The following is a 14,268-nucleotide window of genomic DNA, read 5'->3' on the forward strand; positions in this document are numbered from 1 at the left end:
TATCGCAAGCATGGAGTGATATGGCTGCTATACCCCAGTCTGAAGGCGACAACCTTCTGCAGGCCGCCCAACTCTGCGCTGGAGGCCTTGAAGGTCTTGGCCTCGGGTTCCTGAATTCCTTCCACGGGACCGAGAAAGACTTCCTGCGCCTGGGGGCCCAGCTCGAGGGGTTCAGTTCCCGCTCCTCGCAGACGTCGGCGCTGGCGGCCGGCCTCACGGAGCTGACCTCGGGCGAGGCCGTCGCAGAGGCTTCCGCCAAACTCGCCGCCAACCTCGAACGCCTTGGAGGCATCTGCGACGTCGCAGCCACCGACCGGCAGCTCGCCGAGCTTGGCAGGGTGGGCTCCATGGGCGCGAAGCTTGGTGAAATAATGAATGATTTCGCCAGGCTCGTGAAGCATTTAAGCATGCTCGGCGTTTCCACCCGCATCGAAAGCGCCCGCCTGGGCGACCAGGGCGCCGGTTTCGCCACCCTGGCCGACGATGTTGAGAAGCTGGCGGGCAAGATCGGCGAGTCCTCCGGGAAGATCCTCGTCAGCGCCAATGAACTCAGCAACCAATGCCGGAGCGCCTCGATCAGCCTGAAGCAGATGGACGAGGCCCGCAAGGGATGCTCCATCTCCGCCCTCAGCCTGCTCGAAGCGGACCTGAGCGCCCTCGAAGGCCTCACCCGCGCCTCGCGCGAGGCGGCCGATTCGGTATCCTCCCTCTCCCGCAGCGTGGTGAGCAGCATTTCGGAAGCCGTGCTCTCCATGCAATTCCACGACATCATCCGCCAGCAGCTCGAACATGTGGCCGAGGCCGCCGAAGAGGCGCGCGACATCGCCCGCAGCGGGCCCGGCGAGGGCCTCGCGGCCGAGGCGGCCGACTGGGAGGAAGTCTGCGACTGGCTCCACAGCATAGCGGACCTGCAGCGCTCGCAACTCGGCAACGCCAGGACCCGCTTCGCGAAGGCCATGCAGACCCTGGAGGACAGCCTGGCCTCCATAGGCAGCCAGGTGCGCGAGATGGCCTCGGGCGCGGCTTCGCTTGCCGCCAAGGAAGCGGGCCAGGAGGGCGTTCTCGCCCAGATCGAGGCCGGTGTGGGGCAGATCGCCGCATCATTGCGCGAATACTCCCAGCTTGAAACCGGCATGGGCTCCATCATGGCCCAGGTGGCGGAATCCATCGCCGGCATGTCCTCCATTGTGGGCGAAATCGAGGAGGTGGGCTCCGAGATCGAGCTCATCGCCATCAACGCCAGCATCAAGGCCGCCCACACCGGCGACGAGGGCAAGGCCCTCGGCGTACTGGCTTCGGCCATCCAGAAGCTCTCCGTTGACGCCAGAGGGCAGACGGCACGCATTCTGGAGCTTCTCGGCTCGGTGGACGCCGCCACCTTCAGCGCCAACGCCCAGGGGGACCAGGGCGCGCGGTTGGAGGCGGTGGTGAGCGGCTTGGACGCCGAAGTGGCCAGCATCAAGGCCCTGGACCACGAGGCCGCCACGCAGGCGGCCATGGTGCAGTCCGCGGCGGAGGAGCTTTCTGGAGACATCGCGGCCGCAGTGGCCTCCCTTGACTTCCGCTGGGACCTCATCGACGCGGTCACCGCCGCCGAAACGAGGCTCCAGGAGCTCGTGGACGAACTCGGTGCGGCGCTCCCGCCCGGTCACAGGGCCTCCCGGGCGCCGACGCTCATGCAGATGCTGCAGCGCTACACCATGGACGAGGAGCGCCTGGTGCACGAGCAGGCCCTCGGCCTCAGCGGCTCCGTCACCACCACCGCTTCCGGGGACGACGACGGCCTGGGCGACAACGTGGAACTTTTCTGACCCTGGCGGGAACACATGGGATCGACGCGGCAACATCTGGACGCCGATGGGCGTGTGGCGCTGGAGCTCTCCGGGGGCTTCGGCCTGGCTGATTCGGAGGAGCTGAAGCAGGCCCTCTCCGGCGCCCTGGACGCCAGCACCGGCGTGCTTGTACTGGACATTTCCCAGGTTGACGCGGCCAACCTGACATTTTTCCAATTGCTCTTCGGGCTCGCGGCGCAAGCCCGACTGGATGGCAAGGCAGTAGCCCGCAGAGGCGGTCTGCACCCCGCGTGCAGCGGGGCGGCCGCGGAGATGGGCATCACCCAGCAGGACTTCGACCAGGCCTTCGCGCCAGAGGAAACACGATGAAAACCATCATGACCGTTGACGATTCCGCGAGCGTACGCCAGATGGTGGCGTTTACCCTCAAGAACGCAGGATATTCCGTGATCGAGGCTTCGGACGGCAAGGACGCGCTCTCCAAGATCGGCGCCAAGGTGGACATGGTCATCACCGACCTGAACATGCCCAACATGGACGGCATCTCGCTCATCAAGGCCCTGCGCGCCATGCCCGCCTGCAAGTTCATCCCCATCATCATGCTCACCACCGAATCCCAGGCCGGGAGAAAACAGGAAGGCAAGGACGCCGGCGCCACCGGCTGGATCGTCAAACCCTTCAAGCCGGAACAACTGTTGAGCGTGGTGCAGAAGGTGCTGCGCTAGCAAAGGCACCAACATGGAAGATATCCACCGCCAAGCCTTCCGCGATGAGGCGGCCGATCTGCTGGCCGAACTGGAGACGGCCCTGCTGGAGCTCGAAGACGCCCCGCAGGACTCCGGGCTTGTGAACAGGATCTTCCGGGCCATGCACACCCTCAAGGGGTCCGGGGCCATGTTCGGCTTCGACGACATCGCCCAGTTCACCCACGAGATCGAGACCGTCTTCGACAAGGTCCGCGACGGCCTGCTGCCGGTCACCAAGCCATTGCTCGACCTCACCTTCCAGGCCAAGGACCATGTCCGCCTGCTCTTCGAGAACGACGGGGGCGACATCTCCGGCTACCTGGCCTCAGGGACCGCCATCCTGGAGGGGTTCCGGGCCCTGGCCGGAGGAGGCGGCGACCATGCGGAGGCTCCCGGGGCGCAGGCGGGCGCCGTCCCGGCCCAGGAGGCGGACCGCGAGAGGATGTTCAGGATACGCTTCAAGCCGCGCCCCGGCATCTATTCCACGGGAAACAACCCCGAGTACTTTCTGGAGGACATCAAGTCCCTCGGTCCCGCCAGGGTGTTCGCCCACTTCGAGGACGTGCCCCCCCTGCGCGAACTCGACCCGCAAAGCTGCCACATCTGGTGGGACATCCTGCTGGCCACCTCCTCAACAGAGTCCGCCGTCCGCGACGTGTTCATGTTCGTGGAGGACGAGTGCGACCTGAGCGTGACCCCGATGGAGGCCACCTGCGACGACAAGGTGCCCATGCTGGGCGAAATCCTCGTGGAGCGCGGCGACATCAGTGCCGACCAGATCGAGCGCGCGGTCGCCGGGCAGCGCAGGCTCGGCTCCATCCTTGCGGAGTCCGGCGTGGTGGCCGCCAAGAGCGTCGAGGCCGCGCTGGCCGAGCAGTCCATCGCCCGCGACCGGCAGGACTCCAGGAAGTCCGCACCCGAGGCGGCCTCCAGCCTGCGCGTCTCCGCCGACAAGCTGGACCGCCTGCAGGACCTGGTTGGCGAGCTGGTGATCGTGCAGGCCCAGATCAAGCAGGCCGCCGCGCTGCTGGGCAACGAGGCCGTGGTGAACCTGGCGGAGGAGCTGGAGCGCCTGAGCGACGACATCCGGGACTCCACGCTCTCCATCCGCATGCTTCCCATCGGCTCCACCTTCAGCACCTACCGCCGCCTCGTGCGCGATCTCTGCGCCTCCCTGGGCAAGGAAATCGACCTCGTGACCACCGGCGAGGACACCGAGCTGGACAAAACCGTGCTGGACAGGCTGGCCGACGCCCTGATCCACCTGCTGCGCAACAGCATCGACCACGGCATCGAGCTCCCTGCGGAGCGGGAAGCCGCGGGCAAGCCCAGGAAGGGGACCATCCGCCTCCAGGCGGAGCATTCCGGGGGCGACGTGGTCATCGAGGTCATCGACGACGGCAAGGGCATCGACCCCGCCAGGGTGCGGGCCAAAGCCCTGGAGCGCGGCCTCATCACCGAGCACACGGAGCTGAGCCCGCAGAAGACGTTGGAACTCATCTTCCTGCCCGGCTTCTCCACGGCCGAGGCCGTATCCAACGTCTCCGGGCGCGGGGTGGGCATGGACGTGGTCAAGGGCGTGGTGGAGTCCCTGCGGGGGAGCATCGCGCTCTCCAGCGAACTGGGGCGGGGTTCGCGCGTGACCGTGCGGCTGCCGCTGACCCTGGCCATCATCGAGGGCCTCCAGGTGCGCGTGGGCGACCAGGGCTACGTGCTGCCCCTGGAGCTCGTGGAGGAGTGCGTGGAGCTGGACAAGCAGGACCTGGAGGTCTGCACCCGCAAGCGCATCGTGAACCTGCGCGGCCAGGTGGTGCCCTACATCTCCCTGCGGGAGTGGTTCAGCTTCCCCGGGCCGGTCCCGTCCATCGAGCAGGTGGTCATCCTGGGCATGAACGGCCAGCGGGTGGGCCTCGTGGTGGACAATGTAGTGGGCGAGCACCAGACGGTCATCAAGAGCCTGGGCCCCGTGTTCCGCAAGCTCGACGGCTTCTCGGGCGCGACCATCCAGGGCGACGGCAGCATGTCCCTGATACTCGACGTCAAGCGCATCGTGGACATGGCCCTGGAACAGGCCGGCCGGGAGTCGGAGCGCTAGGCATGGCGTTGCAGCCCCAGGGGCGGTCCGCGCCATCCGGCCTTCCGGAAAGGGAATTCAGGCGGCTGGCCGAGTTCATCTACGCCGAGTGCGGCATCAAGCTGCCCCCGGCCAAGAAGACCATGCTGGAGGCGCGCCTGCACAAGCGCTTGCGCGCCCTGGAGCTCGAATCCTACTCCACCTACTGCGATTATCTGTTCTCTCCCAAGGGCACCGAGCTGGAGCTGGTGAACCTCATCGACACGGTGACCACCAACACCACGGAATTCTTCAGGGAACCAAAACACTTCGATGTCCTCAGCGGCAAGGTGCTTCCGGGCCATATCCGCAAGCAGGGCGTGACGGAGAGCTTCAGGCTCTGGAGCGCGGGCTGCTCGACAGGAGAGGAGCCCCACACCCTGGCCATGGTGCTCTCGGAGTTCGCGCGCCTGAACCAGGGGTTCCGCTTCTCGATACTGGCCACGGACATCTCCACCCAGGTGCTCAAGCGGGCCATGCGCGGCGTCTACCCCGAGGACAGGACCCACGCCATCCCCCTGGAATACAAGAAGCGCTACATGCTGCGCGGCAAGAACCGCTCCGCCGGGCTGGTGCGCTTCAACGAGGAGCTCCGCAGGCTCATCACCTTCCAGCGGCTCAACTTCATGGAGGAGTTCGCCTTCAAGAAGCCCATGCACGTCATTTTCTGCCGCAACGTGATCATCTATTTCGACCGTCCCACCCAGCACGGGCTGCTCAGCCGCTTCTGCACCTGCCTGGCCCCCGGCGGGCACCTGTTCATCGGCCATTCCGAGAGCATCACCGGCATGGACCTGCCCCTGGAACCCGTGGCGCCAACAGTCTACAGGAAAAAATAACGGAGCGGCGCGTGAAGGAAGGCAAGATCAAGGTTCTCATCGTCGACGATTCGGCCCTGGTGCGCCAGGCGCTCATGGACGTGCTCTCCCACGATCCCGAGATCGAAGTGATCGGCGCCGCCTCGGACCCGTTCCACGCGGCCGCGCGCATGGCCGAGGAAGCCCCGGACGTCATCACCCTGGATATCGAGATGCCGCGCATGGACGGGCTGACCTTCCTCAAGAAGATCATGACCCAGCACCCCATCCCGGTGGTCATCTGCTCCACGCTGACGGAGTCCGGCTCCGAGACAACGCTCAGGGCCATGGAGTACGGCGCGGTGGACATCATCACCAAGCCGAAGCTGAGCACGCGCCAGTTCCTGGAGGAGTCGCGCATCCGCATCTGCGACGCGGTGAAGGCGGCCGCGCGCTCCAAGCTCAAGGCCCTGCCGCAGATTTCCGCCATGCGCGTGGAGCCCAAACTCTCGGCGGACGCCATGCTGCCCGGCCCCACGGGCAAGGCCATGTTCGGCACCACGGAGAAGGTGGTGCTGGTGGGGGCCTCCACCGGCGGAACCGAAGCCCTGCGCGTGTTCCTGGAGTCCCTCCCGCGCGACTGCCCGGCCATCGCCATCGTGCAGCACATGCCGGAGCAGTTCACCGCGGCCTTCTCCAAACGCCTGGACTCCATCTGCCGCGTGACAGTCAAGGAAGCCCAGGACAACGACACCATGCTGCGCGGCCAGGCGCTCATCGCGCCGGGCAACAAGCACATGCTGCTCAAGCGTTCCGGCGCGCGCTACTACGTTGAGGTCAAGGACGGCCCCCTGGTGCGCCGCCACCGCCCCAGCGTGGACGTGCTCTTCCGCTCCGGGGCGCGCTACGCGGGCAAGAACGCCGTGGGCGTCATCATGACCGGCATGGGCGACGACGGGGCCGAAGGCATGCGGGAGATGAAGGAGGCCGGGGCCTACACCATCGCCCAGGACGAGGCCAGCTGCGTGGTGTTCGGCATGCCGCAGGAAGCCATCAAGCTGGGCGGCGTGGACAAGGTGCTCTCGCTTACGGATATCGCCCGCGACGTGTTGCGGGCCTGCGCCCAGGGGTAGCAGCCTGTTGAAAAATCCTCGCTGGCTGCGTTGCCGCGAAAAAGTCAAACCCTCACGTATGCCAAATACGTATCGGCCTTGACTTTTTCTTGCGCCTTGCCATCGAGTTTTTGACCAGGCTGCGAAATCCAACTGTATCGACGGGTGCTAAGGGGTAGGGGCATGGCCAGGGAGTTGGAGGCGAAATTCACGGTGCAGGGGTTCGCCGCGGTGCGGGCGGCCCTGAAAGGCATGGACGCGCGGTTCACGGGCAACCGCTTCGAGCGCAACGTGGTCTTCGACACCCCCAGGCGCGAGCTGCAGGCCCGGGGAGAGCTGCTCAGGCTGCGTCAGACCGGGCATGTGACCCTGACCTTCAAGAAGCCCAGCCCTGAGCCCGCGCCCGCCGGGGTCAAGGCCATGGACGAGATCGAGACCCGCGTGGAGGATTTCGACGCCACGCGCCGCATCCTGGCCGGACTGGGGTACGTGGAGGCCCTCTGGTACGAGAAATGCCGGGAGGTATGGCGGACCAAGGACGCCGTGGTCTGCCTGGACCTGCTGCCCTTCGGCACCTTCATGGAGATCGAGGCCGAACCCGAGGCCATCGCCCGCACGGCCGAAGCCCTTGGCCTGAATATGGCCGACGCCAGCGCCGTGACCTACCACGACCTCTTCCAGCAGCACCGCGCCAAGCTGGGCCTGCCGCCCGAAGACAGCTTCACCTTCGAGGACAAGGACAAGAAGTGCGTTGAGGCCTTCCTGGCAGAAGGAGGGGGGATTCAAGAGAAGTAGCAGACACGAGTCCCAGAAAGCAGAGGCGTGGCCGCGCCAAGTGCGAGAGCCGCGGCATGGTGCCCATTCTGCAAGCATGCAGAACAATAAGTCACAGAGCTAGTTTTTCAGCCTCTCACGTATGATCCGGCACAGGTTTTCTGACCCAGCTGGACATTGATTCACGGCGTTCTTGAGTATCGTCTCCCCGCCTTCCATGGAATACGCTTCATTGACATGCCTGATTATGAATGCGTTGAACGCAGGGTCTGCTGCCATGATGCTGTTCAGCGTACTCACCTTGTCCCACTGCGAGATGAACAATGCTTCTATGATGTCGTCAATGTCACTAGCCATGTAGCCATCGTCACAATCAGAAAACTTTGTAAAAAACACATGTAGATGGTTCCAGTCTGTTATGGAGGCCACAGCATAGTCTGCAGCGTCTATCTTTTCTCTTGGGCAGGCTGCTGTGACACGTGATGCCAGCAGGAGTGACAAGATGATACAGAATGTTGGCAATATGGCCGATGCGGACAAGTGCCTTGTCATTGTGCTGGCCTTTGTGGAGGGGTTCGGAGTTCTATAGCGCGGCGTATGTTCTCTGGCTGTGTGGTATGGAAGGCAATTGATGCGTGGTCATCGCCCAGTTGCCCCCCGCACGGACCAAGAAACATGGCCGTAAGATCCTCGTCAGGCCGTCAATCATGAACTATCTCTCCGCCGGCTCCTTTCCGCACACCCGCGCATACGCGCACCAGCTACACCCGCGCGAGGGCAGGGGGGCGAAGCGCGGCGTCTCCAGCATCATGCGCACGATGAAGCCCGCGAGCAGGGGCGTCTTCTCCCGCACGCGCTCCTCGCGCTCCTCCTCGCCGATCTTGGGCCCGAACAGGGCCGCCTCCTTCCCGCCCATGCCCAGGCAGACGTAGGCAGCGTCGGCGGCGTCCAGCCCGGTGGCCTTCCAGTAGGCGTGCAAATACAGCGGCATCTGGATGGAACCCAGCCCCGCGCCGATGCGGTCCAGCATGTTGAGCCCCGATTCCACGTCGCCCGCGGCCACGGTGTCCCAGATGTCCTCGTCGTCCCAGAAGGTTGCGGTCTGCTTGCGGGGCTTGCCGGTCTTGTAGTCCAGGATGACCATGCCCTCGTCGCGCTGGTCCAGCCTGTCGATGACGCCGTTGAAGCCGTAGCGCGCGCCGCCCAGCTCCAGGGTGGTGTCCAGGCGCATCTCCAGCTGGGTGGGGATGCAGGCCGGGCTGGTCCTGGCGAACTCCTCCAGGCGGCGCAGGGCCGTGCGCTCAAGCATCAGGCGCGCCTGGGCGGGCATCTGGGCGAAGAAGGGCTCGCTTCGCAGCCTGCGGGAGAACATGCCCGTGAGCTTGGCCGCGTCCAGGCCGCCAGCCTCCACCCGCGTGCCCAGCAGGGGCTGGAAGAAGTCCTGCAGCACGGAATGCACCAGCTGGCCCAGGGCCGGCGGGTCGCCGTCCTCCGCCACTTCGTCCAACGCTTCCAACGGCGTGAGATATTTGTAGAAGAAGGCCAGGGGGCAGGCCAGGAAGCTGTCCAGCAGGGAGGGGTTCACGCCCCGGTAGCGCAGCCTCGTCTCCAGCTTGAGGCGGCAGGCCCGGGAGTTCTCCACCGCCGGGGAGTGAGAGCGCACCCCGCGCATGGGCAGGGTGATGAGCCTGCGCGGGCCCTCGCCGGGCTTGAGCAGGGCCTGGAGGCGTTTCTCCTCCTCCCATATGAGCTGCTCCACGTAGCGGCTGGGCAGGCTCTTGCCGTCCAGCACGCCGGGCTGGATGCCAGAGGAATAGAAGATGCCCACCTCGCGCGCGCCCTGGATCAGTCGGTAGAAAGTGTGGGCGGCGGTCATGTCGCGGGTGCGCTGGTCCGGCAGGCCCAGCACCTGGCGCAGGGGATCGGGCAGCAGAGGGTCGGGCCGGGGCACGCCGGGAAGCACGTCCTCGCCCGCGCCCAGGATGAACACCCGCTCGAAACTGAGCAGGCGCGTCTCCAGCATGCCCAGCACCTGCAACCCCGAGAGGGGGTCGGCCTCGAAGGGCACGCGCTGGCGGTCCAGCATGCCACGGGTCATGGCGCGCACAGCCTCGGGCTGGAAGGTCTCCTGGCTGATGGCGCTGTCGTGCAGCTCGGGGATCACCTGGTCGATCAGGCGGGAGAGGCAGGCCGCGTCGATGACGAAGCGCTCCCAGCGGCCCCCGGAGTGCTCCGGGTCCAGCAGCAGGCGGGCCAGCCCGAGCAGGGCCAGGGCCATGGCCCGGGGGCTGTCCGTGTTCTCGAAGGCCGTGAAACAGACATCCACCACGCGCGCGCAGAGCGCGGCCACTTCGGGCGCGGCGTGGGTGGGCGCCTCGGCCGGGTTCCAGGCGGCGGGGTCCAGGTGCTTTTCGCCCTGGCGGATGGCGGCTTCCCAATCGTGGAAGGCCATGCGCAGCGGGGTCTCGTCCCCGAGACGCAGCAGCTTGATGAGCGGGTGGCGCAGCAGGGCGATGACCTCGCGCCAGTGGTACCCGCCGGGCATGCGGCCGTCCTGCAGGCGCAGGATGGTCTCGATGAGGCTGTGCAGCGGGGAGCGCTTCAGGGCGAAGCCCATGGAGATGTTCACGTCGCGCCGGGGCAGGTGGTGCAGCACGGGCATGAGCATGCTGGTGTCCGGCAGGACCACGGCGAACCCGGCGGTTTCGGCGCTGGCGTCCAACTCGCGGCGCAGGGCCACCAGCTGGGAGTGCAGGTCGAAGCCCTGGTGGAAGACGATCTTGGCCCGGCTGGCCGGTTCCTGCGCGGGTTCCGCCGCGAAGAGGCTCAACTGGTCGGTGCGCTTGCGCCAGGCGGGCAGGGGGGAGCGCTTCTCGTCCGTAAGCAGCACGGCGCGGGCCTTCCAGTGCTTGAGCCACTGGGCGTGCTCCTCGCAGGACCAGTGGGGCGAGCCCCCGGGCGTGGCCACGGCGGGGTCCGTGTGCCAGAGTATGTCCGCGCGGCCCTTGCGCCACAGGGCCTTGAGCAGCTTCTCCTCGCTGCCGGAGAGGGCGTGGAAGCCGCAGGCCAGCACGGTTTGGCCTTCCAGCAGCTCCACGGCCTCGGCGGTCCGTTCGGCCACGATGGAGCGCAGCAGGCCGGGCGTGGCCGTGGCGGAGCCGAGCAGCTCCTCGCGGTAGGCCTTCTGGATGGATTTCAGGCTGCCCAGCAAGGCGGCGGCGGTGGGCAGCACCTGGTCCTGCACGTGGTCCAGGTCGGAGGCGGCCACGCCGTGCTGGAAAAGTTCCTCCATGAGCTGGGCCAGGCGCAGGCCCCAGGGGAAGAAATCCTTGATCTCGGCGGGGAAGGCGTTGTCCGGCCCGCGCAGCCCCACGCCCAGGCGCGTGACCACGGCGTGCGCCACGCCCACGCGGTCAAGTTCCGTGAGCTGGCGCAGCGGGGTGGGGTGCAGCCTGCCCGCGAGCTCCGCGAAGAGCTCGTCGATGGAGAGGATGCGCGGCAGCAGGCAGGGCTTGGGCAGGCGGTCGTCGGCGGCCAGCTTGTCCAGCAGGTAGCGCTTGGGGCGGCGGTGCGGAAACAGCACAAGCGTGGACTGGAAGCGGTCCTGAAAGTTCTCCACCAGGTGGGTGGCCAGGCCGGTGAGGAAATCACGGTCCCAGGGGATCACCGAAACGGGGTTCACCGCGAAGCCTCCGGCAGGATTTCGCGCACGAGGCGCTGGTCGAGATAGGCCAGGATGCCGCGCGCCGGGCGGCCCTCGCAGGCGGGCAGGGCCTGCACCAGGCGCAGGTAGCGTTGCACCTGCAGGGCGTGGGCCGGGTCTTCGCGGCCGGTCTTGTAGTCGATGACCAGGGTCTGCGTGGGCGCGAACACGATCAGGTCCGGGCGGTGCACGGTGCCGTCCTCGTCCATGATCTCGGCCTCGCGCAGGCCCAGGTGGCGGCCCTGGGCGTAGAAGGGCTGGGCGGCCAGCCAGGCGAGGTTCTCGGCCAGCGCCGGCTCCAGGGATTCGTCCTGCAGGCCGCAAAAGGCCAGGGCCTGGCGCACTGCGCGCAATGCTTCCCGTTCAAGACCGGCGGCGTCCGAGGCGTCTTCAGGCAGCGCCAGCAGCTCAAGGGCTTTGTGGGCCACCACGCCCCGGACGCGCTCGCTCAGGCGCAGGCGTTGCTCGGGGTCGCCCAGTTCGCTGCGGGCGATCTTGAGGCCGGGCAGCCAGTCAAGCGGGGGCGAGGCCTGCAGCGGCTCCTGGGGCTGGGGCGCGGGCTGCGCGGCCTGCTGCGGCGGGGACGCGGGCAGCAGGGCGGCCTGGCTGGGAAGCGGCGCGCCGAAGGCCACCTCGTGCTCGCCCACGGGGATGCCCGCGGCCTCGAAGATGATGTCCACGGCCTTGGCCAGGGGGTAGCGGTTGGCCAGCTTCTCGCCGGAGTGCAGGAAGAGGTGCAACTCCTGCTCGGGGCGGGTCCAGGCCACGTAGAGCAGGTTGATCTGCTCCAGGAGCGTCCTGGCGCGGGCGGCGTGGTAGGGTTCGCCCAGCTCCTTGCACAGGGGCAGGGTCAGCGCCAGGCCTTGGCACTCGGCGCTGCACAGCTCCGTGTCCGGCGGGGCGGAGAAAAGATGGAACGGGGCCACGGCCACCGGGAACTCCAGACCCTTGGCCTTGTGGATGGTCAGAACGCGCACGGCACGGGCGTCCTCGGGCTGGGGGATCTTCTCCTCCCGGCCCTTGGCCCGCCAGAACTCCAGGAAGGCGGAAAGGGAGCCGTGCCCCTGGGTCTCGGCGTTGTGCACCAGCTCCAGGAAGCGCCGCAGGAAGACCTCGTCGTCGGGGTAGGCCTCGAACACGCCGCAGGCGCTGAACAGCTCGTGCACCAGGTCGTAGGGGCTGGCAGGGCCAGCGCCGCGCAGGAAGGGCTCCACCAGCCGCTGCCAGGCCTCGGGGAAGTCCCGCTGGAACTTGCGGTGCAGGGGGCCTGCGGACTGTGCGGCCAGCCAGTCCGAGAGGGCGTCGCGGTCCAGCAGCTGTGAGCGGCAGAACAGCTCCCGGCAGGAGAGGAAGCCCCACAGGGCCATGTTGTCCGGCGGGTAGTCCAGGAAGGCCAGGAAGCTCACCGCGCCCTGCACCACGGGGTGCTCGGCCAGGCGCAGGCTGTTCTCCGTGACCACGGGGATGCCCATGTCCACCAGCCACTGGGCGGCCAGGGCCGCCTGACCGTTGGTGCGGGTGAGCACCGCGATCTCTGACCAATCGCGCCGCACGGACAGCTCGTCCCTGAAAAGTTCCTCGAAGGCCTGGCGGGCCTGGGCGGTGTATTCGCCGGGGGTGTCGGCCTCAAGACGCAGGATGCGCACGAACCCGCCAGCTGGCTCGCGGCCCGGCGGCAGCTCCTGGGCGCAGCCCTGGAAGGATTCGCACAGGGAGCGCGCGAAGTCGCCCTCCGCGGCCATCGAAGCCCCGGAGAGCATGGCCCGGGCCACGCGGGCGCAGACCTCGGGGTCTTCCAGCGCGCTGAACACGGTGTTGTTGAAGCCCACGATCTCGGCCGCGCTGCGCCAGTTGTGGGCCAGCACCTCGCGCCGGGGCTGGGCCAGCCGGGTCAGCTCGGGGCTTGCGGCCGCACGCTCGAAAAGCTCGGCCTCGCCGCCGCGCCAGGAGTAGATGGCCTGCTTCACGTCGCCCACGTAGAAGAGCGACCCGCCCTTGGAGAGGCACTCCACGGCCAGCTCCTTGAGCACGTCCCACTGGCTGACGCTGGTGTCCTGGAATTCGTCGATGAGCAGGTGGTTCAGGCGCGAGCCCATGCGGCAATAAGCCTCGGGCACGCCGCCGCCCTCGTCCAGCAGGCGCGCCACCTGCCCCGGCAACTGGGAGAGCAGGGCCAGGGCCTTGTCGCGCCGGTAGGCCTCGAAGGCCTCCATGAGCAGTGCGCCGAACTCCAGGAAGGGCTGCCAGGCCAGTGCCTTGGAGAGCAGCGCGCCCTGGGTCTTGGCCGTGAGGTAGCTTGCGCGGAAGGCCTGGAACAGGGCCTCCATGTCGGGGGTGATCTGGGCCTGTGTGTTCACCCTGACGCTCTGGTCCAGGCTGGATTTTGCCGCGTAGGCCGAATCGCTCAGGGAGGCGAGGGGCCTGCCGGACACCAGCCCGGCCAGCAGAGTCTCGAAGGCCGCCATGGGCTTGACCCCGCCCGCCAGCATGGCCTGGCGCAGCTTCCCGGAATTGGCCGACAGCTCGGCCTGCATTGCCTCCAGACGGGCGTTCAGTGCGGCCGGATCGCAGGCCGGGGCTTCGGGATTGTCCAGCAGGTGGCCGAACACCTGGCGCAGCCGGGCCTCCACCTTGCCCGCCAGCCAGAAGCCGTCCCGCCCTTCAAGAATCGTCAGGGCGTCGGCCATGCGCGCGGTGAGCTCCTCCAACTGCGGGTCCGGCCCGGCGGAGCGGGCGTTCACGGCGTCGTGCAGGGCCTCGAAGACCATGTCCTCGTCGAGGCTGGTCTCGAAATCGGGGGGCAGGCCCAGCTCCAGGGCGAAAAGGCGCGCCAGTTGGTTGAGCAGGCTGTCGATGGTGCGGATGTTGAGCGTCTGCAGGTGGCGCAGGGTGCGCTCCAGCCAGGAGCGGGCCACGATGCGGGCGTCGGAGGCCTTGAAATCCGGGTCGGGCTGGCCCAGGGCCAGGGTCTTGAGCGCGGCGAGCACGCGCTCCTTCATCTCGGCGGCGGCCTTGTTGGTGAAGGTGATGGCCAGGATGCTCTCCGGCCCGTAGCCCTGGCCCGGAACAGGGCCGCACGAGGGCGCGGAGCCGCCCGAAGCCATGAGCAGGCCCAGAAAACGCCTGGTGAGGCGGTATGTCTTGCCGGAACCGGCGGAAGCGTGCAATTGTTCGATCATGAGTGATTTGAGCCTGTGTGCCCGTGAGCTTGTAATCCGTTCGGGCCGGTT

The 14,268-nt window shown here is 67.3% G+C and carries 10 protein-coding genes; 7 read left to right on the forward strand and 3 right to left on the reverse strand.

Annotated elements, in window-relative coordinates:
* Positions 1-20: 20 nt before the first annotated feature.
* From MLE27_RS00415 to cyaB, 7 genes are all read left to right on the forward strand, one after another.
* Positions 21-1,811 (forward strand): hypothetical protein, encoded by a 1,791-nt coding sequence (locus MLE27_RS00415; protein ID WP_243309880.1) that lies wholly within the window; start codon positions 21-23, stop codon positions 1,809-1,811.
* A gap of 15 nt (positions 1,812-1,826) precedes the next feature.
* On the forward strand, positions 1,827-2,162 hold the full coding sequence (locus MLE27_RS00420; protein ID WP_243309881.1) for an STAS domain-containing protein: 336 nt from the start codon (positions 1,827-1,829) through the stop codon (positions 2,160-2,162).
* Positions 2,159-2,518: a response regulator gene (locus MLE27_RS00425; RefSeq protein WP_243309882.1), complete on the forward strand. Its 360-nt coding sequence runs from the start codon at positions 2,159-2,161 to the stop codon at positions 2,516-2,518. Before MLE27_RS00420 ends, MLE27_RS00425 begins: the two co-directional genes overlap by 4 nt.
* Positions 2,519-2,531: 13 nt before the next feature.
* Positions 2,532-4,634, forward strand: a complete 2,103-nt coding sequence (locus MLE27_RS00430) for a chemotaxis protein CheA (RefSeq protein ID WP_243309883.1) — start codon at positions 2,532-2,534, stop codon at positions 4,632-4,634.
* Between the two features lie 2 nt (positions 4,635-4,636).
* A complete protein-coding gene (locus MLE27_RS00435) occupies positions 4,637-5,491 on the forward strand; it encodes a CheR family methyltransferase (RefSeq protein ID WP_243309884.1) in 855 nt (284 codons plus the stop codon).
* A gap of 11 nt (positions 5,492-5,502) precedes the next feature.
* The gene (locus MLE27_RS00440; RefSeq protein WP_341482482.1) at positions 5,503-6,582 is read left to right on the forward strand and encodes a protein-glutamate methylesterase/protein-glutamine glutaminase; all 1,080 of its coding nucleotides are present in this window, start codon (positions 5,503-5,505) and stop codon (positions 6,580-6,582) included.
* A gap of 162 nt (positions 6,583-6,744) precedes the next feature.
* On the forward strand, positions 6,745-7,356 hold the full coding sequence (gene cyaB, locus MLE27_RS00445; protein WP_243309885.1) for a class IV adenylate cyclase: 612 nt from the start codon (positions 6,745-6,747) through the stop codon (positions 7,354-7,356).
* A gap of 99 nt (positions 7,357-7,455) precedes the next feature.
* Here the strand turns inward: cyaB and MLE27_RS00450 are convergent, their stop codons facing one another.
* The 3 genes from MLE27_RS00450 to MLE27_RS00460 all read right to left on the reverse strand — a co-directional run bounded on the left by MLE27_RS00450 (position 7,456) and on the right by MLE27_RS00460 (position 14,217).
* Positions 7,456-7,875 carry a hypothetical protein gene (locus tag MLE27_RS00450; protein WP_243309886.1) on the reverse strand — a complete coding sequence of 140 codons (420 nt, stop codon included), beginning with the start codon at positions 7,873-7,875 and terminating at the stop codon, positions 7,456-7,458.
* 172 nt (positions 7,876-8,047) lie between these two features.
* Positions 8,048-11,017, reverse strand: a complete 2,970-nt coding sequence (locus MLE27_RS18100; RefSeq protein ID WP_243309887.1) for a PD-(D/E)XK nuclease family protein — start codon at positions 11,015-11,017, stop codon at positions 8,048-8,050.
* Complete coding sequence (locus MLE27_RS00460) at positions 11,014-14,217, reverse strand: UvrD-helicase domain-containing protein (protein WP_243309888.1); 3,204 nt, start codon at positions 14,215-14,217, stop codon at positions 11,014-11,016. The genes MLE27_RS18100 and MLE27_RS00460 overlap by 4 nt, the downstream gene beginning before the upstream one ends.
* Positions 14,218-14,268: the final 51 nt, after the last annotated feature.

The organism is Fundidesulfovibrio agrisoli (assembly GCF_022808715.1).
GTDB lineage: Bacteria > Desulfobacterota > Desulfovibrionia > Desulfovibrionales > Desulfovibrionaceae > Fundidesulfovibrio > Fundidesulfovibrio agrisoli.

What these genes read in the sequence shown, in the direction of transcription:
- MLE27_RS00435 (WP_243309884.1), top strand. Translation starts at nt 4,637, where the DNA reads ATGGCGTTGCAGCCCCAGGGGCGGTCCGCGCCATCCGGCCTTCCGGAA.
- cyaB (WP_243309885.1), top strand. Translation starts at nt 6,745, where the DNA reads ATGGCCAGGGAGTTGGAGGCGAAATTCACGGTGCAGGGGTTCGCCGCG.
- MLE27_RS00425 (WP_243309882.1), top strand. Translation starts at nt 2,159, where the DNA reads ATGAAAACCATCATGACCGTTGACGATTCCGCGAGCGTACGCCAGATG.
- MLE27_RS00420 (WP_243309881.1), top strand. Translation starts at nt 1,827, where the DNA reads ATGGGATCGACGCGGCAACATCTGGACGCCGATGGGCGTGTGGCGCTG.
- MLE27_RS00415 (WP_243309880.1), top strand. Translation starts at nt 21, where the DNA reads ATGGCTGCTATACCCCAGTCTGAAGGCGACAACCTTCTGCAGGCCGCC.
- MLE27_RS00460 (WP_243309888.1), bottom strand. Translation starts at nt 14,217, where the DNA reads ATGATCGAACAATTGCACGCTTCCGCCGGTTCCGGCAAGACATACCGC.
- MLE27_RS00430 (WP_243309883.1), top strand. Translation starts at nt 2,532, where the DNA reads ATGGAAGATATCCACCGCCAAGCCTTCCGCGATGAGGCGGCCGATCTG.